At 31.8% G+C, this 25,074-nt stretch carries 23 protein-coding genes; 12 read left to right on the top strand and 11 right to left on the bottom strand.

Annotated features, from left to right (window positions below; genetic code table 11):
• Window positions 1–138: 138 nt before the first annotated feature.
• On the bottom strand, window positions 139–633 hold the full coding sequence (locus tag AX016_RS16010) for a metallophosphoesterase family protein (protein WP_100896571.1): 495 nt from the start codon (window positions 631–633) through the stop codon (window positions 139–141).
• 138 nt (window positions 634–771) lie between these two features.
• On the opposite strand from AX016_RS16010, the gene truA reads away from it, so the two are divergent.
• The gene (gene truA / locus AX016_RS16005) at window positions 772–1,524 is read left to right on the top strand and encodes a tRNA pseudouridine(38-40) synthase TruA (protein ID WP_100896570.1); all 753 of its coding nucleotides are present in this window, start codon (window positions 772–774) and stop codon (window positions 1,522–1,524) included.
• Window positions 1,517–3,292: an ABC transporter ATP-binding protein gene (locus tag AX016_RS16000; protein ID WP_100896569.1), complete on the top strand. Its 1,776-nt coding sequence runs from the start codon at window positions 1,517–1,519 to the stop codon at window positions 3,290–3,292. The genes truA and AX016_RS16000 overlap by 8 nt, the downstream gene beginning before the upstream one ends.
• Before the next feature lies 1 nt (window position 3,293).
• Here the strand turns inward: AX016_RS16000 and AX016_RS15995 are convergent, their stop codons facing one another.
• Genes AX016_RS15995 through folP form a run of 3 tightly spaced genes read right to left on the bottom strand, consistent with a single transcriptional unit; the run spans window position 3,294 to window position 5,744 of the window.
• A complete protein-coding gene (locus AX016_RS15995; protein ID WP_100896568.1) occupies window positions 3,294–4,073 on the bottom strand; it encodes a DUF3667 domain-containing protein in 780 nt (259 codons plus the stop codon).
• Between the two features lies 1 nt (window position 4,074).
• Window positions 4,075–4,863 (bottom strand): diadenylate cyclase CdaA, encoded by a 789-nt coding sequence (gene cdaA / locus AX016_RS15990; RefSeq protein ID WP_013621882.1) that lies wholly within the window; start codon window positions 4,861–4,863, stop codon window positions 4,075–4,077.
• Between the two features lie 44 nt (window positions 4,864–4,907).
• Window positions 4,908–5,744 (bottom strand): dihydropteroate synthase, encoded by an 837-nt coding sequence (gene folP / locus AX016_RS15985; protein ID WP_100896567.1) that lies wholly within the window; start codon window positions 5,742–5,744, stop codon window positions 4,908–4,910.
• A gap of 116 nt (window positions 5,745–5,860) precedes the next feature.
• Between folP and AX016_RS15980 the strand changes: the two genes are divergently transcribed.
• The 7 genes from AX016_RS15980 (at window position 5,861) to AX016_RS15950 (ending at window position 10,570) form a co-directional block, all read left to right on the top strand.
• The gene (locus AX016_RS15980; RefSeq protein WP_100896566.1) at window positions 5,861–6,397 is read left to right on the top strand and encodes a DUF1599 domain-containing protein; all 537 of its coding nucleotides are present in this window, start codon (window positions 5,861–5,863) and stop codon (window positions 6,395–6,397) included.
• Window positions 6,398–6,467: 70 nt separating this feature from the next.
• Window positions 6,468–7,562, top strand: coding sequence for a BT_3928 family protein (locus AX016_RS15975; RefSeq protein WP_100896565.1), 1,095 nt, complete (start codon window positions 6,468–6,470; stop codon window positions 7,560–7,562).
• Window position 7,563: 1 nt separating this feature from the next.
• Window positions 7,564–7,995, top strand: coding sequence for a PH domain-containing protein (locus AX016_RS15970; protein WP_100896564.1), 432 nt, complete (start codon window positions 7,564–7,566; stop codon window positions 7,993–7,995).
• Between the two features lie 2 nt (window positions 7,996–7,997).
• The gene (locus AX016_RS15965) at window positions 7,998–8,507 is read left to right on the top strand and encodes a GyrI-like domain-containing protein (RefSeq protein WP_100896563.1); all 510 of its coding nucleotides are present in this window, start codon (window positions 7,998–8,000) and stop codon (window positions 8,505–8,507) included.
• Between the two features lie 136 nt (window positions 8,508–8,643).
• A complete protein-coding gene (gene tpiA / locus AX016_RS15960; protein WP_100896562.1) occupies window positions 8,644–9,393 on the top strand; it encodes a triose-phosphate isomerase in 750 nt (249 codons plus the stop codon).
• Window positions 9,394–9,435: 42 nt separating this feature from the next.
• Window positions 9,436–10,272 (top strand): 50S ribosomal protein L11 methyltransferase, encoded by an 837-nt coding sequence (gene prmA, locus AX016_RS15955; protein WP_100896561.1) that lies wholly within the window; start codon window positions 9,436–9,438, stop codon window positions 10,270–10,272.
• 22 nt (window positions 10,273–10,294) lie between these two features.
• On the top strand, window positions 10,295–10,570 hold the full coding sequence (locus AX016_RS15950) for an ATP-dependent Clp protease adaptor ClpS (protein WP_013621890.1): 276 nt from the start codon (window positions 10,295–10,297) through the stop codon (window positions 10,568–10,570).
• Here AX016_RS15950 and AX016_RS15945 read toward each other — a convergent pair.
• The 7 genes from AX016_RS15945 to AX016_RS15915 form a co-directional block, all read right to left on the bottom strand.
• The gene (locus tag AX016_RS15945; protein WP_100896560.1) at window positions 10,567–12,627 is read right to left on the bottom strand and encodes a chitobiase/beta-hexosaminidase C-terminal domain-containing protein; all 2,061 of its coding nucleotides are present in this window, start codon (window positions 12,625–12,627) and stop codon (window positions 10,567–10,569) included. The genes AX016_RS15950 and AX016_RS15945 overlap by 4 nt on opposite strands.
• Window positions 12,627–13,433, bottom strand: coding sequence for a hypothetical protein (locus tag AX016_RS15940; protein WP_100896559.1), 807 nt, complete (start codon window positions 13,431–13,433; stop codon window positions 12,627–12,629). Before AX016_RS15940 ends, AX016_RS15945 begins: the two co-directional genes overlap by 1 nt.
• 9 nt (window positions 13,434–13,442) lie before the next feature.
• Entirely contained in the window at window positions 13,443–14,480 is a 1,038-nt protein-coding gene (locus tag AX016_RS15935) for a 6-bladed beta-propeller (protein ID WP_100896558.1), read from the bottom strand.
• Window positions 14,481–14,513: 33 nt separating this feature from the next.
• On the bottom strand, window positions 14,514–16,007 hold the full coding sequence (locus tag AX016_RS15930) for a DUF1501 domain-containing protein (protein ID WP_100896557.1): 1,494 nt from the start codon (window positions 16,005–16,007) through the stop codon (window positions 14,514–14,516).
• Window positions 16,008–16,009: 2 nt separating this feature from the next.
• Entirely contained in the window at window positions 16,010–18,373 is a 2,364-nt protein-coding gene (locus AX016_RS15925; protein ID WP_100896556.1) for a PSD1 and planctomycete cytochrome C domain-containing protein, read from the bottom strand.
• A gap of 143 nt (window positions 18,374–18,516) precedes the next feature.
• Window positions 18,517–19,233: a LytR/AlgR family response regulator transcription factor gene (locus tag AX016_RS15920; protein ID WP_198519473.1), complete on the bottom strand. Its 717-nt coding sequence runs from the start codon at window positions 19,231–19,233 to the stop codon at window positions 18,517–18,519.
• The gene (locus AX016_RS15915) at window positions 19,233–20,318 is read right to left on the bottom strand and encodes a sensor histidine kinase (RefSeq protein ID WP_100896554.1); all 1,086 of its coding nucleotides are present in this window, start codon (window positions 20,316–20,318) and stop codon (window positions 19,233–19,235) included. Before AX016_RS15915 ends, AX016_RS15920 begins: the two co-directional genes overlap by 1 nt.
• Window positions 20,319–20,591: 273 nt before the next feature.
• Here AX016_RS15915 and AX016_RS15910 point away from each other — a divergent pair, with 273 nt between their 5' ends.
• From AX016_RS15910 to AX016_RS15900, 3 genes are read left to right on the top strand one after another with little or no spacing between them, the layout of a single operon-like run.
• The gene (locus tag AX016_RS15910) at window positions 20,592–21,626 is read left to right on the top strand and encodes a carbohydrate-binding family 9-like protein (protein WP_232732644.1); all 1,035 of its coding nucleotides are present in this window, start codon (window positions 20,592–20,594) and stop codon (window positions 21,624–21,626) included.
• On the top strand, window positions 21,613–22,737 hold the full coding sequence (locus AX016_RS15905; RefSeq protein ID WP_232732643.1) for a family 10 glycosylhydrolase: 1,125 nt from the start codon (window positions 21,613–21,615) through the stop codon (window positions 22,735–22,737). Before AX016_RS15910 ends, AX016_RS15905 begins: the two co-directional genes overlap by 14 nt.
• A 12-nt stretch (window positions 22,738–22,749) precedes the next feature.
• Window positions 22,750–25,074 (top strand): glycoside hydrolase family 20 protein, encoded by a 2,325-nt coding sequence (locus AX016_RS15900; protein ID WP_232732642.1) that lies wholly within the window; start codon window positions 22,750–22,752, stop codon window positions 25,072–25,074.

Raw genomic sequence — 25,074 nt, 5'->3', positions numbered from 1 at the left:
TGTAAGTTTGGTATATACTCGTCTAATATTAATATTATGGTTTGTTATTGTAAATATAAAAAAACACGAGTTATATAAAAATTATAAATAATTATTTGTCACCCTGTTAAAAGCAAAATTTGTGATATTACTTAAAATTTATTTTTTGCCAAGTTCTATTACTTCTAAATCTTTTATGTCCTCGCCATCTATTGTAAAGCGGAGCATAGTACGTACTTGATGAAAACCGTGTTTGCCACAGGCGCCAGGGTTCATATGTAATAAGTTTAATTTTTTATCAAACATAACTTTTAAAATGTGCGAGTGTCCGCTAATGAATATTTTAGGAGAATTTACTTTTATCTCTTCTCTTATGCGTACATTATATTTATCTGGATAACCTCCAATATGTGTAATCCAAACTGCTACCTTCTCACACATAAATTTATTGTCTAACGGAAACTCTAGTCTAGCTTTGTCATCATCAATATTACCATAAACACCTTTTAAAGGTTTAAGAGCTTTTATTTTATCAGTAACATCTAAACTACCAATATCACCGGCGTGCCAAACTTCATCAGCTTGCTTAACGTATTTTAAAATAGCATCATCAATATGGCTATGGGTATCAGACAGTAATAAAATTTTTGTCATTCTAATTAATTAGTTTTTATAAAATTGAAAAGAAGTAGCGGCATAATTTAATCTTAAATTAAAGTAATACGTTTTACTGGCTGCTAAAATCTTACTTATATTAAGTATCTTTGTAGCTTACAAAAATAGGAATTCAATTTGAGATATTTTGTGGCATTTTCATACTTTGGAGCAGTTTACCACGGATGGCAAATACAGCCAAACGCTATAACTGTACAAGAAGAGTTAGAAAAAGCATTTAGTACACTTTTAAAAGAAAAAGTTTCTTTAATGGGTGCTGGTAGAACAGATGCTGGTGTACACGCTAAGCAAATGTATGCACATTTTAATGTGGTAACTATAACAGACTCTAAAGATCTAATACGTAGGTTAAATTCTTTTTTACCAGATGATATTGCGGTGCAAAATATTTATGAGGTTCCTGAAGATGCTCATGCTAGGTTTAATGCTACAGAACGTACTTACGAATATTTAGTTACACATAAAAAAGACCCTTTTAGTTTGTCTACAGCACACTATGTTAAGCAACAATTAGATGTTGTAAAGATGAATAGAGCTGCCGAATTATTATTAGGTAAACAGGATTTTGAGTGTTTTTCTAAATCTAAAACAGATGTTAAAACCTATTACTGTAATGTTAAAAAAGCAGTGTGGGAACAAAAAGAAGATAAATTTGTGTTTACAATTACTGCAGATAGGTTTTTACGTAATATGGTAAGAGCCATTGTTGGTACGCTTTTAGATGTTGGCACGGGTAAAATTACTGTAGACCACATACGCACAATTATAGCAAGTAAAAGTAGGGCAGAGGCAGGTACCTCTGTGCCAGCAAAAGCATTATATTTAACGCAGGTTTTGTACCCCGAAAATATTATTAAGAAGAATGGCTAAAACAGAAAAAGATACAGGAAAAGCGTTTGACTATACGCTGTTAAAACGATTGCTAGAGTTTACAAAACCGTATAAAATTACTTTTTATGGTGTTGTAATTGCTGCAATATCCTTATCTGCTTTTGCAGTTTTAAGTCCAATTTTACTAAGGCAAATTGTAAATACAGCTTTAGAAAATAAAGATCACGGATTGTTGTTAAACATTATTGTTTTAATGATGGTTGTGTTAATTTTAGAAGTGTTAAGTCAGCTTTCATTTGTGTATTACGCTAACTGGTTGGGAGAATCTGTTATTAAAGATATTAGAATAAAACTGTTTAAGCATATGCTTAGTTTTAAAATGAAGTATTATGATAATTCTTCGGTAGGTTTACTAGTAACACGTGCAGTCACAGACATACAACGTATTGGAGAAATCTTTAGTCAAGGTTTTTTTATGATTGTTTCTGATCTTTTAAAAATGGTAGTTGTAGCGGGTGTAATGCTATTTTATAGTTGGAAATTAGCACTTATAGTTTTTGCTATTATGCCAATAATAATCTATGCTACACGCGTTTTTCAAAAGGCAATGAAGGTTGCTTTTATAGATGTTAGGGCGCAAGTATCTAACCTAAATACCTTTGTACAAGAGCGCTTAACAGGAATGAAAATTGTTCAGTTTTTTAACAGAGAAAAAGTAGAGCAAGAAAAGTTTAGAGTTATAAATGAAAAACATAGAAACGCTTGGTTAAAAACAGTTTGGTACAACTCTATCTTTTTTCCAATTGCAGAAATTGTTTCATCTGTAGCTATTGGTTTAATTGTATGGTACGGTGGTTTACGTGTTGTTTTAAATAATGATCTAGATGAGTTGGGTACCATATTTATGTTTATACAACTCTCACAAATGTTATTTAGACCATTAAGGCAAATAGCAGATAAATTTAATGTACTACAAATGGGTATGGTAGCTGCTAATAGAGTGTTTGCAATATTAGACAGAGAAGACACAATTACAAATGAAGGATCTTTTGAGAAACCATCTATAAAAGGTGACATCTCTTTTAAAAATGTGCATTTTGGATATGTAGAAGGAGAAGAGGTTTTGCACGGAATTTCTTTTGATGTAAAAGCTGGTGAAACAATAGCTATTGTTGGTGCTACAGGAGCAGGAAAATCTACCATTATAAATTTATTAAACCGTTTTTACGAAATAAATTCTGGTGAAATTTTGGTTGATGGTGTTGATATTAAAAACTACAAGTTAGCATCATTAAGAGATAAAATAGCGGTTGTATTGCAAGATGTATTTTTATTTGCTGATACCATAGAAAATAACATTTCTTTAAAGAATGAAGATATAACGTTAGACACAATAACACAGGCAGCACAAGAAATATCTGTTCACGATTTTATTACAAGTCTTCCTAATGATTACCAGTATAATGTAAAAGAGCGTGGTACTATGCTATCTAGTGGACAACGCCAATTGTTAGCTTTTTTACGTGCTTATGTAAGTAACCCAAGTATTTTAATTTTAGATGAGGCTACATCTTCTGTAGATACATACTCAGAACAACTAATACAAAAGGCGACAGAGAAAATTACGCAAGGCAGAACATCTATTGTTATTGCACACCGTTTGGCAACTATTAAAAAAGCGGACAAAATTATTGTTATGGATGCAGGTAATATTATAGAAAGCGGTTCACATAAAGAGTTACTTAAAAAAGGAGGTTATTATTACAATCTTTACCAAGCACAGTTTGTAGCAGATGAAGTAGCTTAAATTATTTTGCAGGAACAAAATCTGCAGGATTTAAATGGCCTGTAACCATAGCAACTATCATTATAAAAAATATTAGCCCCATAAATATTGTAAAAAATATACCTGTAAACAATACTGATTTGTAAATTATTTGCCAAGTAGAATACTTATTCAACTTTTGCTGTACGTATAAAAAATACAAAATTAAAAATAGGGTAAGCAGTAAACTATAATTTAAGAATGATTCTGGGAAATAGGTAATCATAAGCATACTTGTAAAAAAAGACAAAATACTCCATTGAGCTAAGCTATAAATTACACTAATTGTATATTCAGCTAGTATGTGTTTTCTTTTGTTTAATGTAATGAGTCCTACAATTAAAAAAATAGGTATGTAGCTTATAAAAAATAAGGAGGAGTAATCATATTGTACATCCATCATTTTTTTAGTAAACTCAGGATTCATTCCTTGGTCAAAAGCATCAAAATCCATTTCAAAATCAAAAACCTTGCGCATAAAAAACATTAAGAACCCTGCTAACATTAGTGCAATACCAAAATAGCTAATAGGGTTAACGTATTTTCTTCTTGTGCCATTTACATAACCATTTATAACAATATCTGGTTTTGTAAATAAATGTAAAAAAGTGCGTAAAAAAGTATTGTCTAGGTTAAAGTAGCGCTCTGTAATGTCACTAAGTAAATTTTTAATAGTAAGTCTATTTCTAATAATTTTTGCACCACAATCTGGACAAAAAGAATAGTCTGTTTGTAGACTATTTGCACAATTTTTACAATTCATTTTAAGATATTAAGTCCTCTTTTATAAGACTCGTAAGTTCGTCTAAATCTTTGTAAAGTACAAACTCTCCGTTTTTTATGTAAGATATGGTGCCAGTTTCTTCGCTAACAACAAGTGCTAAACTATCGGTTTTTTCTGTAATACCAACTGCAGCTCTATGTCTTAATCCAAAGCGTAATGGTATGGTACGCTCTTGTGATACGGGTAGTATTACTCTGGTGGCAACAATGGTATTATTCTCTACAACGGCAGCACCATCATGTAACGGACTATTTTTGTAAAAAATACTTTCTAAAATAGGCTGGGTAATTTCAATATTCATTTTATCTCCAGTGCTTTTTACAAAGTCTAAAGAGTTAGTGCGTTCTAAAACCAGTAGTGCTCCTGTTTTAGATTTACCCATTTTATCACAAGCATTTACTATGGCTTCTACATTGGTATCTGTAGTCATAGCTTCTTGCTTTAAAAATTTAAAATGTTTTATAAAATTACGTTTTGTGGCAAAATTGGTAGAACCTATCATTAATAAAAACTTACGCAACTCTTGCTGAAAAACAATAATTAGGGCAATTAATCCAATATTCATAAACCCACCAACCATACTGCTAATCATTTTCATATCTAACAATTCGGTAAGTTTCCAAAGTGCCCAAACAATTACAATACCAATAAAAATATTAATAGCAACAGAGCCACGTACTAGCTTATATATGTAGTACAGTAGTACAGCCACTAAAATTATGTCTATAATATCTGTTATTTTAAAATCAAGAAAATTTAGAAAATCCAAGTAAAAGGGTTTTTGTAAAATTATAAAAAAAATGAGTAATTAAATTATAAGGTTTCATTTAACTGTAAAGCAGTATAAAGAGTAATACATTCTACAGCCTCTTTAACATCATGTACTCTTAAAATATTAGCTCCTTTTGTTAAAGCAATAGTGTTTAGTGCAGTTGTACCATTTAGAGCATTATTAGCAGTGGTGTCTAACGTTTTATAAATCATAGATTTTCTGCTAATACCTGCAAGTACTGGTACATTCATTGTTTTAAAAAGGTCTAAGTTTTGTAATACGCTAAAGTTTTGTTCTGTAGTTTTTGCAAATCCAAAACCAGGATCAACTACTAAATCTATAATACCTAAAGCTCTTGCTTCAGCAAGTTTTTTAGCAAAATACTGCTTTATGTCTAAAGTTACATTTGTATATGTAGTTAGTTGTTGCATAGTTTCTGGAGTGCCACGCATATGCATCATAATATACGGTACTTTGTATTCTGCAATTACGCTCATCATTTTATCATCTAAAGCACCAGCAGAAATATCGTTAATTAATACAGCACCATTATTTAAACAGGCCTTAGCTACAGCACTCCTAAAAGTATCAATAGAAAGTATAATGCCAGGAAATTTTTTTACAAGCAGTTTTACTACTGGTACAATACGATTAATTTCTTCATCAACAGAGATGTTAGTTGCATTTGGTCTAGAGCTATAAGCGCCAACATCTATAAAAGTAGCGCCATCTGCAAGCATTTTATCAACCTTGGTTACAATGTCGTTTTCATCTTTATAACTTCCGCCGTCATAAAAAGAGTCAGGCGTAAGGTTTAATATTCCCATTACCTTAGGTGTAGATAGGTCTATTAAATTTCCGTTGCAATTAATTGTCATACTGTGTGTTAAAATGATTTTTATAAACTTTTTAAAAATAAATGATTTAAGATAAAACCCTTACTTTTGATTAGTTCAAAATTTTAAGCGAAATTTACACAAATTACACAAGATAAATGCAGAATACATCAGAACAATATGATGCGGTTATAAAAGAATGCCGTGAGCTTTTTCAAAAAAAAATGAAAGATTACGGTAGTGCTTGGCGTATTTTACGTTTACCGTCTTTAACAGACCAAATTTATATAAAAGCACAACGTATACGTGGTTTGCAAGAAAACGATGTTAGAAAGGTAGATGAAGGTGAAAAATCTGAATTTATTGGCATTATTAATTATGCTATTATGGCATTGGTGCAAATTGAAAAAGGGATTGTAGAACAACCAGATTTAGATGTTGCTGAGGCTGTAGAACTTTATAACAAGCACATTACCATTACAAAAACCTTAATGGAAAATAAGAATCACGACTATGGTGAGGCTTGGAGAGAAATGCGTGTAAGCTCTTTAACAGATCTTATTTTACAAAAGTTGTTGCGTGTTAAGCAAATAGAAGACAACAAAGGAAAAACTATTGTAAGTGAGGGTATAGATGCTAATTACCAAGATATTATAAATTATTCGGTTTTTGCACTAATTCACTTAAATGAGTAAAAATTATAAGCAAAAGTTAAAAGCTACGCAGGCGTACTTTTAAGTTGTATTTTTCAAATTTAATTATTGTATGAAGTTTTTAGTAGGTTTAAGTAGGGTCTTTGTTGGAATATTATTTATCATAAGCGGATTAATAAAACTTAACGATCCGGTTGGTTTTTCGTTTAAATTAGAAGAATATTTTAGCGTTGGTGTATTAAATATGCCTTTTTTTGAGCCTCACGCTTTATCAATTTCTATAGTAGTTGTAATTGTAGAAGTATTACTTGGTATTATGCTTTTGGTTGGTTACAGACCAAAGTTTACAGTATATAGCTTACTGGGGATGATTGTCTTTTTTACCTTTTTAACCTTCTATTCTTTCTATTTTAATAAAGTAACAGATTGTGGTTGCTTTGGAGATGCAATAAAACTTACTCCTTTTCAGTCTTTTATTAAAGACGTAATACTATTATTTTATATTCTACTTTTATTCTTTGGAATTAAACATATAAAGCCACTTTTTAATTTTAATGTAACAAGAGGCATTGTTTTGCTAGGCTTACTTGCCTGTGTGTTATTTGCAAACTACGTACTAGACCATTTGCCTGTTAAAGATTTTAGACCTTATAAAATTGGTGCTAATATAGTAGAAGGTATGTCTGTGCCAGAAGGTGCGCCAGAGCCAATTTTTGATTACGAATGGAAGTTTAATGTAAACGGCGAAGAAAAAATATACGTTACACAAGGAGATTACCCAACTGTAGATGGCGAGTATGTAAGTGTAGAAACTACAGAGGTACAAAAAGGGTACGAGCCACCTATACACGATTTTACAATTGAAAAAGATGATGAAGATTTTGCATCTTCTTTATTGCAAGAAGATAACTTGGTTATGGTAATTGCATATGATTTGGCAAAAAGTGATTATGATGCTTTTACGGCAATAAAAACAGTTACAGACAAAGCTATAGCTAAGGGATATAAAGTTATTGGGATGTCTGCTTCTAACAATGATTTATCTAGTCAAATTGTAAAAAAATACAATCTAGATTTTAGTTTTTATTTTACAGATGAAACTGCGTTAAAAACTGTAGTTCGTTCTAATCCGGCTGTTTTGGTATTAGAAAAAGGTACAATTAAACAAAAAGTACATTATAATGATGTAGATGATTTAAAGTTTTAAAATGATTTTTAAAAGTAGAAAAGATAATTTGTTCAATGGTATTATGATAGTTGTAATACTATTATTATGCTCAGTTCTTTTCTTTAGTATTTTTAATGAAGTAAAAACTACAAATCACATAGTTAGTGCAGTAATTAACGTTTTGGTATTATGCTTAATATTGTGGGTGTTTTATGGTACAAGCTACAAGCTTAATTCTACAACTTTAAGTTATAAAAGTGGTCCGTTTAAAGGTGATATTCTTATTAAAGATATACACCAAATTATAAAAGGTAAAACACTATGGGTTGGTCTTAAGCCAGCTACAGCAAGTAAAGGCTTAATTATAAAATATAATAAGTTTGATGAGGTTTACATAAGCCCAAAAACAAACAATAGCTTTATCAAAGAAATTTTAAAGCATAATAGTTCCATAAAAATTATTGAAGCATAACAATGGGTAACTTAGTAAGTATAACACCAGAGATAAAAGAATTAGAACCTAAAATTTTAATAGGTATTAAAAAGGAGGTTTCTGTACTTACTATGGATAATGTTACACACTGGAAAAGTTTTATGACTAGGAGAGAAGAAGTAACTAACCATATTAAAGGCGAATATTATTCGGTTCAAGATTATGGAAAAGAGTACTCTTTTGTAAATTTTAACCCAGCAGCAAAGTTTAATAAATGGGCAGCTGTAGCAGTGTTAAAAAAACATGAGGTTCCTAGCGGTATGCAAATGTTAGAGCTTAAAGGTGGTTTGTATGCTGTGTTTTTATACAAGGGTATGGCCAAAGATTTTTCTTCTGCATTTCAATATATATTTTCAGAATGGCTAGCTAAGTCAGATTATGACCTAGACCAAAGACCACATTTTGAGTTTTTAGACCACAGATATTTAGGAGCAGCAAATCCAGATTCTGTAGAGGAAGTTTGGATACCAATAAAAAGCAAAAAACATTAAATTTTTATCAGACTAAAGCCTTTTTTTTAAGGATTAGATAGTTATTTGTTACTAATGAGAAATCATTAAGTGATACAAATATTATATGCTATATTTGATGTTTTAAATTGATAATGAACTCTTAAAACACATAAAAATGAGAGCAAAAATAGTTGCAGGTAACTGGAAAATGAATAAAACCTTAACAGAAACAAATGCTTTATTAGCAGAGCTAGCTGGTAAATTACCAGATACAGAAGCAGAAGTTATGGTAGCACCAACCTATGTAAATTTAGCAGCGGCTGTACAAGATGTAAAATCATCTACAATACAGGTAATTGCACAAAATATGCACTTTGCAGAAAACGGAGCTTATACTGGTGAAATTTCTGCAGATATGTTGTTAGATATTGGTATAAATACAGCAATTATTGGTCACTCTGAGCGTAGAGCTTATTTTGGAGAAACTGATGAAATTTTAGCTAAAAAAGTAATTACTGCTTTAGAAAAAAATATACGTGTTGTTTTTTGTTTTGGTGAAGAATTAGAAGATCGTAAATCTGATAATCATTTTAACGTTGTTGCATCTCAATTAAAAAATGCACTTTTTAATTTAAAGCCAGAAGCTTGGTCTAACATTGTTTTGGCATATGAACCAGTATGGGCAATTGGTACAGGTGAAACTGCATCTCCAGAACAAGCGCAAGAAATGCACGCTTTTATTAGAAAAACAATAGCTAATGAGTATACTACAGAAATTGCAGAAGCTGTTTCTATTTTATACGGTGGTAGTGTAAAACCTGCAAATGCTAAAGAAATTTTTTCTAAGACAGATGTAGATGGTGGCTTAATTGGTGGAGCAGCACTAAAAGCAGACGATTTTATTGCTATTATAGACGCAATATAAAGTACCTTTGCACTTTTAAAAAAAGTTACTAATACGTACATAATGGCAGATTTAGTCTATATAGAATACAATTTTAAGGTTACACCATTGCAACCAGCATCAGACATATTAATTGCGCAATTAGGCGAAGTTGGTTTTGATAGTTTTGTAGAAAATGAAGAAGGAGTACAAGCATATATTTTAAAGGATCTTTGGACAGAAGAGAATGTAAAAAATGTGCAAATATTATCTAATGAAAATTTTGATATTAGCTTTAACTTTAAAGAAATAGAACAACAGAACTGGAATGCAGAGTGGGAAAAAAACTTTGAGAAAATTGTAGTTGATGACGTTTGTACTGTGCGTGCACCTTTTCATGAAAAGCCAAATACCAAGTTTGATATTGTTATAGAACCAAAAATGAGTTTTGGTACTGGACATCATGAAACTACACATATGATGTTACAGCATATTTTAGAACATGATTTTACAGGAAAATCTGTTTTAGATATGGGTAGCGGAACAGGTGTTTTGGCAATTTTAGCAGCAATGAAAAATGCAGGTTCTATAGATGCAATAGATATAGATAATTGGTGTTACTTAAATGCTTTAGAAAATAAAGAACGTAACAATTGTAGCCAAATAAATGTTTTTGAGGGAGATGTTAGCTTGCTTAAAGACCAGAAGTATAATATTATTATAGCTAATATTAATAGAAATATTTTATTAGCAGATATACCAGAGTATGCAAAGTGTTTAACTAAAGACGGTATTTTATTTTTAAGCGGATTTTACAAAGAAGATATCCCGGTAATTACAGAAAAATGTAATGAAGTAGGTTTAAAGTTTGAAAAAAATCTTGAAAAAAATAATTGGGTTGCCGTAAAATATGTATTTTAGTTAGTATAAATGTTAGAAGATTATGAGTAATCAGGAAAAATATTTAGAAGAACTTTTAGTTGAAGAAGAGGTAGCAAACAATAATGAAATAGTGTTGTTTAATGATGATGTAAATACTTTTGATCATGTTATAGACACACTGGTAGATGCTTGCGACCATACACCAATACAAGCAGAACAATGCGCTTTTTTGGTGCATTACAAAGGTAAATGTACCGTTAAAACCGGTTCATATAAAGATTTAGAACCAAGATGTAGCAAACTATTACAAGCAGGCTTAAGTGCAGAAATAGTTTAGTTTACAAGAATTTCATCAACAAAAACCCAGCTTTTGCCTCCAGGATTTGGATGCCAAGCTGGGTTTTTTGTTATATTGACCACTTCAACTTTTACGTATTTAGCCACTGTTTTATCAAAAGTTATATCGTAAAAAGAAATGGCATCATCTACATATTTTTGGGGAACAGGTAATTTTATTGTTTTTATAAGTGTATAATCTTTGTTATTAGTACTTGTCCATACCTTGTAACCAATAGGGTTAAATATCCAACTAGTAGGTTTAGTTAAAGAACCAACAGAAACTGTACTTATCTCTTTAGGTTCATTAAAAGCAATAGTAGCATTTAAGTTTTCTCCTTGGTATGCTAACCACAAACCGTCTTGGAAATTTATAGAGCCTCTTTTTAAGTCTTTTAAAGAGTTTGCACCATCACCTTTATAATTTTCATGTGGTTTTTTATCTAACCAAATAGAATCTAATTTTAAACCACTTTTTTTAATATTGGCTGTTACCACGTTGCTTTGTTTCCAGTCATCTTTGTGTGCATAAAACTTTATGGTTTTGGAGTCTGTAAGTTTAATAGGAGCAGTATACTTAGTAGATGTTGTGTCTGGCTCAGTACCGTCTAAAGTGTAAAATATGTTTGCAGTTTTAAAAACGTGCGTAAGCTCTATATCAATTTCAGTATTAAAAAAATCTGTGGCATTTACAATAAACGGATTGTTTAGTTCGGCATCATTAAAAATTGTATCAGATAAATGCTTTGTAACAAGCTGTGGTTTGTCTTTTTGTAAATTAGCTAGCTCACTGTTTTGTATTTTAGTTTGGTATAAGTATACTTTTTGTAATTTATCTAATTTTTTTAAATGCTTAAAAATATCACTAGTAACGGCTGTACCATATAAATTTAAGGACTCTAATAACTCTAGCTTTTCAATCTCCTCTAAAGCTTTAGATGTTATTTTTGTTTTCTGTAGCTGTAATTTTATAATATTTTTAAAGTTGGGCAATAGCATTGCCATATCATCATTAAAATCTGTAAAACCTAAATTAAGTTCTACAATATTATCTGCATAATCTTCTAGTTTTTTAATGTCTTTACTGGTAATACCTTTTCTGTTAGCAAGGGTTACAAGTAATAAAGGACTTTTTTCTGCTAGCGGAAGAATGCTAAATCCGTTTGCATTCATTTTAGCTATCCACTCTAAGGGAGCAGGTTCTAAACTTGCTGTAAGTATATCAATAGATGTAGTGTCTTTTTCTAAATTTTTTAAAATAGCTTTAGTTTGTGCACTGGTGTTAGTTTCATTTACAGTACAATCAAAACAATTATTGTTCTTCATCCACCATTCTAACAAATTAACTTCTTCAGTTGTAAGCTGTACTTTTCCTTTAGGAGGCATATGCAATTTGTCTTCTACTGGCATATGTATTCTTCCTAATAGTGAGGCTTGTTCTCCGTTTATAGAATCTAAAACACTGCCATTTTCACCACCAGCCAATATAAAGGCTTTACTAGTAAGTATAAGTTCTCCTTTTGCTTTGTTTGCATTGTGACAGCTAACGCATTTGGTATCTAAAATAGGCTGTACAACATCTTTGTATACTTTAGCTTTATTAATATCTGTAATAGCTACTTCTTTGGTAGAGTTATCTTGAAAAAGAAAATCATCTCCGTGAGTCATATTTCCTCCTAAATGACCTGTAATACCAAGTAATACAAGTGTAATTATAAATAATGGAAAGAAAATTTTTGAGCTCCATTTCTGATTTAAAGAGCGTAAAATAAATAACAACACACTGCATACTGTAAGTGCAACAGCCATCCATTTATGTCTAGATAGTGCTTGCTCATCATAGCCACCATTGTCACCTAAAAGCCATCCTGTACCTAAAGAAAATAAAGCAGTAATAGCAGCTAAACCCAATGCCAGTTTAGCAATGTCTGTTTCTTTAGATTTTTTAATTTTTAAATAAATTTCTAATATAAAAGCAAAACTTAGTATGCCTATTGGAAGGTGAACAAATAAAGGGTGTAAATTTCCTATATGTATGTATAGTGTGTGTATCTGCATTATTCTACTATAATTTCGTCAATAAAAAACCAAGGGGTACTATTGGCACCAGAATGCCAATTTGGTATGCCATTTAAGCTTTTAACTACAATGGTAAACTCATTGTAAGTTTTAGGAGTAATGGGCACTTCTGTAAAGTTTACGTTTGCACCACTTAAGCTTTTTTTGCTAGCTTTTTTATTTACTAGCTCTCCTATAACTTTATTGTTGTTTTTAATACTAATTTGCTCTGGAGCAAAAATCCAGTCTCCTTGTGCAGTTAATATGTGTAATGTTATTTTAGAGAGTAATAAAGGTTTGTCTAAAACTACATTAATGCTAATTTCTTTTGTATTAAAACCTAACCAAGCATTGTTTTTTTTGAATTGAGGGTAACCACTTTTTAAATCTGTAAGACTAGCAGCACCATTGGCAGAGTAAGTGTCACTAGGCTCAGGAAAAATACGTATTGATGCATTTGATATGTTATGTTTTATTTTTTTTACCTGAAGCTTAACAGTTTCACTCTCTTTATAATCTGTATGAAAAGCTTTAACAGCCAATGTAGATGATTTTTCTATTTTTAAAGGAGATTCTAATATTTTAGAGTCGTGAGTAATGCTACTATTACCAACTGAATATTTTAGTGTAGTATTTGCTAAAGTACTAGAGAAGTTAATAGTAGCATTGTTTTTAAAAAATATAGAATCTACGGTAAAGTTTGGGGGAACTAGCTGTATTTCTTTTGTTTGGGCATAATTTTGTTTCTTGTTCTTAGTACAAGAAAATCCAACTATAAAAATTAATATGTATGTTATTTTTTTCATAGAAATTAATTAGACTCTGGTTAATTTTATTGGGTATGTTTTACCAGAGTTCCATTGTGCAACATACAGGTTGTCATCATCATCTATGCAAACATCATGTGGGTTTTTAAATATTTTTAGTGCTTGTTGCATTGGCTGCAAAGCACCATTATTATTATACTTTGGTTCAGTGCCACCAGGAGCAGAAACTAATTTGTTTTCACTATTTAAGATTGATACAAAACCTGTATCCATAGCACCATCTCCAGACCAAATAGTAGCTGTGTAAATATTATTTTTATGTATTACAGGTCTGCAAACAAAAGCACCAGGTAAGTGTATTGTATTTATATAATCGCCCTGCATACTAAAACGCTTAAACTTATTTTCCATACGGTCAGTAATTAGTAGTGTAGGAGCTGTATTGTTGCGTGTGTCTATTGTAATACCGTGTGCATTACCAAATAAATGATCTTCTTTTCCTTTACCTCCAAAAATGTGTAATAACTCACCTTTTTCATTATAATGTAAAATATGTTGTGCTCCGTAGCCATCTGTAATATAAACATCGCCATTAGCAGCAATAGCAGTTTCTGTAGGAATGTATTCTGTTATATTTTTATAACTACCAGAGCCTTTAGGAAATTTAAAAATTTGAACAACTTTACCGTCAATAGTTGTTTTTATTACTTCATGACGGTTATTATCTGCTATGTACAAAAAGTCTTCTCCGTTTTCTACATTTAATGTTAGTCCGTGTGCGCCAGGAAACTCTGTGCCCCAAACTTCAATTAAATTTCCAGATTTATCATAAACTATTACATTGTTTTTGGTATGGTCTGTAAGTAAAATTATCCTTCCTTTAGAATCTTGCACCATTTCATGGCAGTTTTCTACAGGGTAGTAATTAGAGTTTAGGGCACCCCAATTTAAGTCTATCTTATATTTAAAATCACCATGACCAATTATGGCATCTTTATAGGGTTGCATTGCGTGTAAGGCAGGTGTACTTAAAAAAAGTCCTGCACTAGCTAAGCTAGAGGTTTGTATAAAAGTTCGTCGGTTCATAAGTTGGTTAAAGTAGTTGGTTGGTATTATGGTTTAAGACAAAATATCTTTAATAACGTGGCCCTCTACATCTGTTAATCTAAATCTACGACCTTGATATTTATAGGTTAATTTTTTATGATCTATACCTAGTAAGTGCATCATTGTAGCCTGAAAATCGTGTACATGCACAGGGTTTTTAACAATGTTATATCCAAAATCATCGGTTTCACCGTAACTAATACCTGGTTTAATACCGCCACCGGCCATCCACATTGTAAAACTTCTTGGGTGGTGATCTCTTCCGTAATTATCTGCTGTTAATATTCCTTGTGAGTAGTTGGTTCTTCCAAACTCACCTCCCCAAACAATAAGCGTATCTTCTAATAAACCACGCTGTTTTAAATCTGCTACAAGGGCAGCAGATGCTTGGTCTACATCTTTGGCTTGCTTTTCTATAGCACCGGGTAAATTATCATGTTGGTCCCAACCCATATGGTACAACTGTATAAAACGCACATCTTTTTCGGCTAGTTTTCTTGCTAGCAAACAGTTTGCAGCATAAGTGCCAGGTATTTTTGCATCTGAGCCATACATTTTATAAATATAATCTGGCTCATCATCAATATTCATAACATCTGGTACAGAGGTTTGCATTCTGTATGCCATTTCATATTGTGAAATTCTACTTTGTATTTCAGGATCTCCAAACTCCTCATACTGCTTGTCGTTTAAGGCAGCTAACTTATCTAAAATAGCACGTTTGGTGTCTTTAGTAGTTCCTTTAGGGTCATTTAAATACAATACAGGATCTTTGGCAGCCCTAAATTGTACTCCTTGGTGTAAGGAATGTAAAAATCCGTTGCCCCATAATCTGGTATATAAAGGCTGACCTTGAGGCCTTCCGCTACCTCTAGATAATAATACGGTAAAAGCAGGTAGGTTGTCATTTTCACTACCAATACCATAACTTAACCAAGAACCAATACTAGGTCTACCTGGTTGTTGTGATCCTGTTTGAAAAAACGTAACTGCTGGATCATGATTAATTGCTTCAGTATGCATAGATTTTATAAAACACAAATCATCTACCATTTTAGCGGTGTAGGGTAATAAGTCACTAATCCAAGTTCCGTTTTTACCATACTGTTTAAAATCAAATTGTGAGCCAACTAAAGGAAACTTGTCTTGCCCAGATGTCATACCAGTTAAACGTTGCCCGTTTCTAATAGATTCTGGTAAATCTTCACCTCTGCGTACATTTAAAAGTGGTTTATAATCAAACAACTCTAATTGAGACGGACCACCACTTTGAAACAAATAAATAACTCTTTTTATTTTTGCAGGATGATGCAAACTGTTTAAAGCGCCTTTAGACCCGCTTATTGTATTTGCAGGTGTTAGTATGCCAGCTTCACTTTTATTAAAAAAGCTACAACCCATTAATGATGCTAAAGCGGTACCACCAACTCCTAAAGCTGCTTTGCCTAAAAAGTTTCTACGGTTTAAGATTAAAGACCTTTCTTCTAGTATTTTTTTCTCGCTCATAACTATCCTTTGGTTATAGTTTCATCTAAATTTAAAATGGTATGCGCTGTTAAAGACAAAGCAGCTAAATTATCTACAGTAATAGAAGCATCAACTTTATAAGAGCCAATGGCTAAATATTCGTCTGTATTAATTTCGTTACTTTTTACTCTGTTTAACATATCATTATAGTGGTTGGTAAGTTCTGTAACCTCTGTTTCATCTGGTAGTCTAGATGTAGAAGATTGAAAAATGTATGAAATTTGTTTTTCTATACTTGTCTCTTTTTTAATTGCATTAGCAGCTAATACACGTGCAGCCTCTATTAGTTGCGGGTCATTTAATAAAACCAATGCTTGCAATGGTGTGTTGGTTTCTTGTCTTTTTACAGAACATAAATCTCTAGAAGCAGCATCAAAAGTTATCATACTTGGTGGAGGTACGGTACGTTTCCAAAATGTATACAAACTTTTACGGTACAAATCTTTTCCTTCGCTTAAAACGTAAGAAGATGTACTACCGCCACCACCTCCTGTAGTTTCTTCCCAAATTCCTTCTGGCTGGTATGGTTTTACACTTGGTCCACCAACTTCTTTATTTAATAGTCCGCTTACAAAAAGGGCTTGGTCTCTTATCATTTCTGCAGACAAACGTATTCTTGGTCCGCGTGCTAACCATTTGTTTTCTGGGTCTTTTTCTAAAGCTTCTTTACTAATAACTGTTTTTTGCTGATAAGTTTTTGACATAGCCATTAGCTTTAGCATTTTTTTGGTATCCCAATCACTGTCTCTAAATTGTAATGCCAAATAGTCTAGCAATTCTGGATGTGTAGGTAATGCTCCTTGGTTGCCAAAATCATAAGAACTAGCTACAATACCGGTACCAAACATACGTTGCCAAAAACGGTTAACAGCAACTCTGGCAGTTAAAGGATTGTCTTTATGAAACAACCATTTTGCCAGTCCAAGTCTGTTTTTTTCAAACTCTTCTGGGTAAGTTAAAATAGTTTTTGGAGTATCTGGATATACTTTTTCTCCGTGCTGATCATATAATCCTCTGTTAAGAATATATGCTTGTCTAGGAGTTTTCATCTCTTGCATAACCATTACAGGAACTTCTTTTATGTCTGATTTTTGTAATTGAACAAAATCTAAAACTTCATTTTTTTCTTTCTCTGTAATTGTAATATATGGTTTAGGAATTACGCCAGAACCGCCGTTTACTAATCCGTCTTCATCTATATTATTAAAAAAGCTAAAGAATGAGAAATGTGCTTTTTGACTAATAGGATCATATTTATGGTCATGACAACGCGCACACTCTAATGTTAATCCTAAAAAAGCAGTACCAAAAGTAGTAATACGGTCCTCTACGTATTCTACTCTGTATTCTTCTGGTATTACTCCGCCTTCATAAGTAATTTTATGGTTACGGTTAAAACCTGTAGCTAAAACTTGTTCTAAAGATGCATCCGGTATTAAATCTCCTGCTAATTGGTCTGTAACAAATTTATTGTAAGGTATATTTTTGTTAAAAGCGTTAATTACCCAATCTCTCCAAGGCCACATAATACGTTCAAAATCATCTTGGTAACCGTGTGTGTCTGCATAACGAGCAATATCCATCCATTCTGCAGCCATATTTTCTGCATAGTCTTGTGATTCTAAAAGTTTATCTACTACTTTTTCATATGCATTAGCAGAAGAATCTTGTAAAAAATTGTTTATGTCTTTTGTAGATGGTGGCAAGCCAGTTAAATCAAAATAAACTCTACGTAATAATTTTTCTTTTGGAGCCTGCTCAGAAGGTTGTAAGTTGTTTTCTTCTAATTTTTGATAAATAAAGTTATCTATTTCGTTATTTCCCCAAGTATCTTTAGTTTTAGGTACATTTTGATTTTCTGGAGGTGTAAAAGCCCAATGGTCTTTATATTCTGCACCTTGCTCTACCCATTTTTTTAATATTTCTTTTTCGTACTCGGTAAGTATTAAGTTAGACTCTGGAGGCGGCATTATACTCCCCGGATCTTTGGAGTAAATACGGTCTAGCATTCCGCTTTTTTCTGTGTCTCCTGGCACAATAGCATAATGGTCTAAGTTTTCTCCTAAAGCTTTATAAGCCTCCTCTGGTGTAACCATAGAAAAATTACCTTCAACAGCATTTTTATCTGGTCCGTGGCAAATAAAACACCTATCAGATATAATAGGTTTTACGTGAAATGTAAAGTCTATTTTATCAGGAATTGCTGCTGTACCATTTTCTGCTATGGCAACCTCAGAATATTTGTTTTCTGTTTTGCAACTAGTAGCACCAATAGTAATTAATACAGCAAAAGCTATTTTTGCTACATTATTTTTTTGATATAGAAACCAATTAGATAATATCATAATTTTTAAGAATCAGCTAGTTTATTGTTCTTAAATATTGTTATTCTTTAAATTGTTAGCAATAAAAATCGACCAGTAACTTGTAACAATAGCTTAATAAATACAAAATGAAAACCTAACAGCTTTTTCTTAAAAATTGAAATTTATGCGCGTCCCAAAAGTGTTTCTTTTACGTCATTAATGTAACTACGCCCAATTGTGTACCGTATACCACCAATTTCTAAACTATTACCTTCTATGGTATCTACTTTAGAGATAGATATGGTATAAGACCTGTGTATTCTTATAAATTTATCACTAGGTAATTCATCTGTAAAACTACTTAAAGTTCTGTGTATAATGTATTTATCTGATTTTGTTTTTATACGGATATAGTCCTTTAAACTTTCAATTACCATAATGTCATCTAACACTATTTTTTGCAACTTCTTTTTATCTATCTTAATAAAAATACTAGCGTTATCTGTAGAAGTATTGGTAGTTATGGCTTTTGTAGTACTGCCTTGTTTTAATTTTATAATGCGCTGTACTGCTTGTAAAAACCTAGGAAATGGTATTGGTTTAACCAAATAATCTATAGCTTGTAGTTCATAACTAGTAAGTGCATACTCTTCATGTGCAGTTGTCATAACTACCATTGGCATAGATTGTAAGCTTTTGAGAAAATCTAAGCCATCTAATATAGGCATATTAATATCTAAAAAAATGATATCAATTTCATTGTTTTGAACAAAAGTAGTTGCTGTAACAGCATTAGAGAATGTTTCTAGTAACTCTAATTCCTGTATTTGTGAAACATAATTTTTTAAAACATTTATAGCCAACGGTTCATCATCTACAATTATGGTTCTTAATTTAATCATACTTTAAGTTTTAGAATTACATTAAACATATTGTCTTTTTCAAAAATAGATAGGTGATAATCTTCTTTTTTATACCCTAGCTCTAAGCGTTTTTTTAAATTGCTTAGTCCAATACCACCACTTCTAATGGGTATTAAGCTATCTGCGCTTTGTACGGGTATGGTGTTAGATACTTTAAAATGAAGCAAATCTTCACTAACCTTTACATCTATATCTATTATCATATCTCCTATGTTTTTACTAGCTCCGTGTTTAAAACAATTTTCTATTACCGGAATTAACAACATAGGTGAAATACGTTTACCTTCTAGATCACCAGAAATACTAATGTTTATATTTAAAGACTCATCAAAACGTAAACGTTCTAGGTCTAAATAGTTTTGTATACAGTCTAGCTCGCTCTTTAAATCTTGTTTGTTTTTTTTGGTAGCATATAACAAGTATCGCATTAATTCAGATAATTTTAATATAACTTCTGGAGCTTTATCAGACTTTTCTAGAGTTAAAGAGTAAACATTATTAAGCGTGTTAAAAAAGAAATGTGGAGAAACCTGTGAGCGTAAAAAACGTAATTCTGTGCTTAGCTGTCTCTTTTCTAACTCATGTAGTTTGCTGTGTTCTTTTAGCCAATCTATTGTGAGTTTTATGGCTGCAACAAAAGAGGAAACGTACAGTTCACCAACCATCATTGTAGTGGCATAATTAAGTGTTAAGCCTTTTAGTTCTTCAGGTCCCTCTGGCCATACATTTGGTCCAATAAAATAATAGGTTAAGGAGTACTTAACCAATAACATAATAAATAATGTGGCAATAACAGAAAAAGTGTAACTAATGTATTTTTTCTTAAAAACAAACTTAGGCATTAAGTAGTACACGTTAAAGTATGCAATTGCCATATGTATAGGAAAACCTATAAGATTCATACGCAAAGAGAGCATAAAATCTTGGTGAATGTTGCTATACCTTAAGCTGTTAAAAATAAAATATATAACCCAAAAAATTATATGGTGTTTGTAATTTATTTCAAAGCTTTTAGAAGAATTCTTGTTTAAAAAAGAATCTACATCTGTGTTTATATTCATTAGTTTGGTTTCGGTTTGTTTTTGTCTGCACTATTTTATCGTTTAGCATTTGGCTATCGTTATTGGTCTAAAATTATTTCCATTACAAATAAAAAAAGGAATATTTATAAAGTGTTGCTATGTAGCTTAAAAACTAGATATAGCGTTTTGCTAAACACGCAGAATTGAACGTCTGAAAAGTATAAAAAATAATTTAATTAGCAACTAAATTATATTAATGTTAAAAAAAAGTTACTAATAATAAAGAATATGGATATTGAACCTTCTATAAAAATGAAAAGAATAATTGCTGCTTTTCTTTTTTTAATTTACCTAGGTTGTGCTTCACTAATAGCTCAAAATACACCTAATAAATATATAGCAAACAAGGCAGTAGATAGTTTAATAATAGATGGCGTAGCTAATGAAAAGTCTTGGGAAACTGCTAAATGGACAAAAGAGTTTATAGATATTGAAGGCGATAAAAAAGCGACTTATATAACTAGGGTAAAAATGCTTTGGGATGATACTTATTTGTATTTCTTTGCCTTGCTAGAGGAGCCTCATGTATGGGGAGATATTACAAAAAGAGATGCTGTAATTTTTTATAACAACGATTTTGAAATTTTTATAGATCCGCCTGGTACTACTCATAATTATATGGAACTAGAGATAAATGCACTAAATACTGTGTGGGATTTGTTGTTAACAAAAACATATAGTCAAGGTGGTGCAGCCATTAATAATTGGGATATAAACGGGTTAAAAACTGCTGTGCATATTAACGGAACTTTAAACAACGCTGGTGATACAGATAAAAGTTGGTCTACAGAAATTGCTATTCCTTGGAAATCACTTTTTGAACCTTCTAAAATAGCAGAAATACCAGTAAATGATTTTTGGCGTATAAATTTTTCTAGGGTACAATGGCAACATACTTTAATAGACGGTAAATATGTTAAAAAGAAAGATGCTAACGGCAAAGATTTACCAGAGTATAATTGGGTTTGGTCTCCACAAGGCGTAGTTAATATGCATAAACCTAATACTTGGGGTTATGTTTATTTTTCTGATAAAACTGAAGAAAATATAGATTGGAACATTCCAAAAGATGAACAGATAAAATGGTATTTGTATAAAGTATTTTTAAATTATGTAGAAAATAATGATGAAAAAGAGATACAATCTAAATCTATTTTAGGAGCTTTAGTGAGTCCACAATTAGAGAAGCATAAAACCGGATTTAACATCTGGCTAAAAAGTCCGTTTACAAACAAAATATTAGTAATTAAAGAAGATGGTAAATTTAGTAGTAATGAAGCAGAATAAGATATTTTTAAGGGTAATGAGTTTTTTATTGTTGGGCTTTGTCTTATTTTCTTGTGAGAATAAAAAACAAGACAAAAATGTAGTAGAAAAGGAAGATGCTATAACAAATAGTTTTACATTTTGGACTTGGACATCTGCTAGTAATGAAAAAGAGGATACTGCTTACCAAGAAGAATTTGCTAAATATAGCGCAAACGGAATTACAGATGTGCTAATTAATACAGGTACAGATCCAGAGTTGCTAAAAAGAATAGTTCCTTTTGCAAAAAAGGAAGGGTTAAATGTACACGCTTGGATGTTTACTGTAAACAGGCCTGGAGATGCTATTGCAGAACAGCACCCAGAGTGGTACGCGGTTAGTAGAGATGGTAAATCTTGTTTTGATGAGCCACCATATGTAGGGTATTACAAATGGCTATGCCCAACAAGAAAAGAGTCTAAGGCTCATATATTAAGTTTAGTAGAAGGTTTGGCAAAGGTTGAAGATGTAGCAAGTGTACATTTAGATTATATTCGTTACTCAGATATTTTTTTACCAATTGGTTTACTACCAAAATACAATTTAAAACAAGAGGTAGAGTTACCTGAGTTTGATTTTTGTTACTGTGATGTATGTATAGCAGAGTTTAAAAAGGAACACCATAAAAACCCTAAAGAGTCTAAAAACCCAGCTATAGATATGGAGTGGAAACAATTTAGGTTAAATAAAGTAAAAGCTATTGTAGATGAAGCTTATATCATTGCGCATAATAACAACAAAATATTAACTGCAGCAGTATTTCCTTATCCAGAAATGGCAGATCATATGGTGCGCCAACGCTGGGACAAATGGAATGTAGATAAAGTACTGCCAATGATTTATCATAACTTTTATAATGAAGAAATAGACTGGATTGGGTTTGCAACAGGACAAGGTGTAAAAGACCTTAAAAATTCTAATACAGAACTGCATACTGGTATTTATGTACCAAATATGTCTGTTTCAGATTTAGAAAAAGCAATTCTATTAGCAAAAGATAATGGAGCAAAAGGAGTCTCTATTTTTGATGGTAATGCACTTACAGATGAGCAATATGCGGTAATAAAAAAACTTAGTAAGAAATTTAATTAAACGTATTTCATTTTGAAAAAACTTAACTGCCACATAACCATTTTTCTTTTGTTACTAACGTTTAGTTGTACAACTAAAAAAGAAAAAAACTTTACAGAAGAAGAAATTAATATTATTCCTAAGCCTGTATTTACAGAGTTATACAAAGGTAGTTTTAGTTTTAATGCAAACACAAAATTGGTTGCAAGCACAAAAAATGAGCAAAAATTATTAACGTCTTTTTCTCAAAATTTTAAACAGGTCTCTGGTGTAAAATTAGATGTAGTAAATAATGCACCTTCTACTAATTTTTTACAGTTTAAAACAATAGATTCTTTACCTCATGAAGGTTATAATTTATCAATAAATTCTAATCATATAACAGTATCTGCAAAAACGTATTCTGGTTTTGTATATGGATTAGAAACTATAAAGCAGTTGCTTCCTGCAAGTATAGAAAGTACAACGTTTGTGCAAAAAGAGTGGATAGTTCCAGTAATAGAAATTAAAGATACTCCTCGTTTTAAATGGCGAGGACTAATGTTAGATGTGTCTAGACATTTTTTTGAGGTAGATTATATTAAAAAAACGTTAGACCGTATGGCAATGCTAAAAATGAATACTTTTCATTGGCATTTAGTAGATGATCAAGGATGGCGAATAGAAATTAAAAAATATCCAAAACTAACGTCTGTTGGTGGTTATAGAGTAGACCAAGAAGATAAAGGTTGGAACGCTAGACCAAATGCACCTTTAGGAACAAAAGCTACTTATGGCGGTTTTTATACACAAGAGCAAATAAAAGAAGTAGTAGCTTATGCAGCAGAAAGGGGTATAACTGTAGTGCCAGAAATAGAGATGCCAGCACACGTTAGTAGTGCAATAGCTGCGTATCCAGAGTTTTCTTGTTTAGATGAGCAAATTATGGTTCCGTCTGGTGGAGTATGGCCAATTACAGATATTTACTGTGCAGGTAAGGAAGAAACATTTATCTTTTTACAAGATGTATTAACAGAGGTTATGGAGTTGTTTCCATTTAAATACATACATGTTGGCGGAGATGAAGCTACAAAAACCAATTGGAAAACTTGTACACATTGCACCACCAGATTACAAACAGAAGGCTTAGTAAATGTAGACCAATTGCAGAGCTATTTTATTAAAAGAATAGAGCGTTTTATAAGTTCTAAAAATAGAGTTTTAATTGGTTGGGATGAAATTTTAGAGGGCGGTTTGGCTCCAGGGGCAACTGTTATGAGTTGGCGTGGTGTAAAAGGTGGCTTAGAAGCATCTGCAGAAGGGCATAATGTTGTTATGACACCTGGTACACATTGTTATTTTGATCATTACCAAGGAAATCAAGATCAAGAACCTTTAGCATTTGGTGGTTATACTCCGCTTAGTAAAGTGTATGAGTTTAACCCAGTGGTAGATAAAATGACTCCAGAGCAGGAGAAACACGTGTTAGGCGGACAAGCAAATTTGTGGGCAGAGCATATACCAACAGAGCAACAGTCTGAGTATATGATTTTTCCTAGGCTTGCTGCTATGTCTGAGGCTCTTTGGACACCAGTAGAAAATAAAAATTGGAATAACTTTTCAGGTAGGGTAAAAGAGCTGTTTAAGCGTTATGATGTTATGGGTGTTAACTATGCCAAAAGTGCTTATCAGATAACTACAGATGCTAAAGTTGACATAGAAAAAGGCGAATTATCTATCTTATTAAAAAATGAATTTCCAGATGCAGATATTAGATACTCTATAGACGGTTCTTTGCTTTCACAGTCGTCTTTACAATATCAAAAACCAATTCAACTAAATAAAACAGCTACACTAAAGGCTGCAATGTTTAAAAATGGTAAGCAATTAGGACAAACCTTAACTAAAGAGTTTAATTACCATAATGCGGTTGGTAAATATATAGTTTATAACACTAAGTATCATAAAAATTACCAAGGAGAACAACAGCTTGGTTTGGTAAATGTATTAAGAGGATCTAAAAATTTTCACGACGGACAGTGGCAAGGTTGGTTGGGTAATAATATGGATGTGGTAATAGATTTTGATGTAGAAACAGAGTTCTCTGCAGTAACGGTTGGTACACTAGAAAATCAAAGTTCAGGAATTTATTTTCCTGTAAAAATAGAAGTCTTTACATCAGAACACAGAAAAAAGTTTACCAAAGTTGCAGAGGTTACTAGAGCATTTAAAGTAAGCAATGCATCAGAATTAAAAGATTTTAAAATCAATTTTAAACCAACTAAAGCTAGGTACATAAAGGTGGTAGCAACTAATTTAAAAAGTCCGCCTAATGGTGGTGGTGCTTGGTTGTTTGTAGATGAAATTATAGTAGAATAG

Source organism: Cellulophaga sp. RHA19, assembly GCF_002813425.1.
Lineage (GTDB): Bacteria > Bacteroidota > Bacteroidia > Flavobacteriales > Flavobacteriaceae > Cellulophaga.
This window is presented reverse-complemented; position numbering and strand designations above follow the sequence as displayed.

Coding starts and splice junctions, on each gene's coding strand:
- AX016_RS16010 (WP_100896571.1), bottom strand. CDS start 633: ATGACAAAAATTTTATTACTGTCTGATACCCATAGCCATATTGATGAT.
- AX016_RS15930 (WP_100896557.1), bottom strand. CDS start 16,007: ATGAGCGAGAAAAAAATACTAGAAGAAAGGTCTTTAATCTTAAACCGT.
- AX016_RS15970 (WP_100896564.1), top strand. CDS start 7,564: ATGATTTTTAAAAGTAGAAAAGATAATTTGTTCAATGGTATTATGATA.
- AX016_RS15940 (WP_100896559.1), bottom strand. CDS start 13,433: ATGAAAAAAATAACATACATATTAATTTTTATAGTTGGATTTTCTTGT.
- AX016_RS15910 (WP_232732644.1), top strand. CDS start 20,592: ATGAAAAGAATAATTGCTGCTTTTCTTTTTTTAATTTACCTAGGTTGT.
- tpiA (WP_100896562.1), top strand. CDS start 8,644: ATGAGAGCAAAAATAGTTGCAGGTAACTGGAAAATGAATAAAACCTTA.
- AX016_RS15925 (WP_100896556.1), bottom strand. CDS start 18,373: ATGATATTATCTAATTGGTTTCTATATCAAAAAAATAATGTAGCAAAA.
- AX016_RS15945 (WP_100896560.1), bottom strand. CDS start 12,627: ATGCAGATACACACACTATACATACATATAGGAAATTTACACCCTTTA.
- AX016_RS15965 (WP_100896563.1), top strand. CDS start 7,998: ATGGGTAACTTAGTAAGTATAACACCAGAGATAAAAGAATTAGAACCT.
- AX016_RS16000 (WP_100896569.1), top strand. CDS start 1,517: ATGGCTAAAACAGAAAAAGATACAGGAAAAGCGTTTGACTATACGCTG.
- AX016_RS15995 (WP_100896568.1), bottom strand. CDS start 4,073: ATGAATTGTAAAAATTGTGCAAATAGTCTACAAACAGACTATTCTTTT.
- prmA (WP_100896561.1), top strand. CDS start 9,436: ATGGCAGATTTAGTCTATATAGAATACAATTTTAAGGTTACACCATTG.
- AX016_RS15935 (WP_100896558.1), bottom strand. CDS start 14,480: ATGAACCGACGAACTTTTATACAAACCTCTAGCTTAGCTAGTGCAGGA.
- AX016_RS15975 (WP_100896565.1), top strand. CDS start 6,468: ATGAAGTTTTTAGTAGGTTTAAGTAGGGTCTTTGTTGGAATATTATTT.
- AX016_RS15915 (WP_100896554.1), bottom strand. CDS start 20,318: ATGAATATAAACACAGATGTAGATTCTTTTTTAAACAAGAATTCTTCT.
- AX016_RS15950 (WP_013621890.1), top strand. CDS start 10,295: ATGAGTAATCAGGAAAAATATTTAGAAGAACTTTTAGTTGAAGAAGAG.
- AX016_RS15905 (WP_232732643.1), top strand. CDS start 21,613: ATGAAGCAGAATAAGATATTTTTAAGGGTAATGAGTTTTTTATTGTTG.
- folP (WP_100896567.1), bottom strand. CDS start 5,744: ATGACAATTAATTGCAACGGAAATTTAATAGACCTATCTACACCTAAG.
- AX016_RS15980 (WP_100896566.1), top strand. CDS start 5,861: ATGCAGAATACATCAGAACAATATGATGCGGTTATAAAAGAATGCCGT.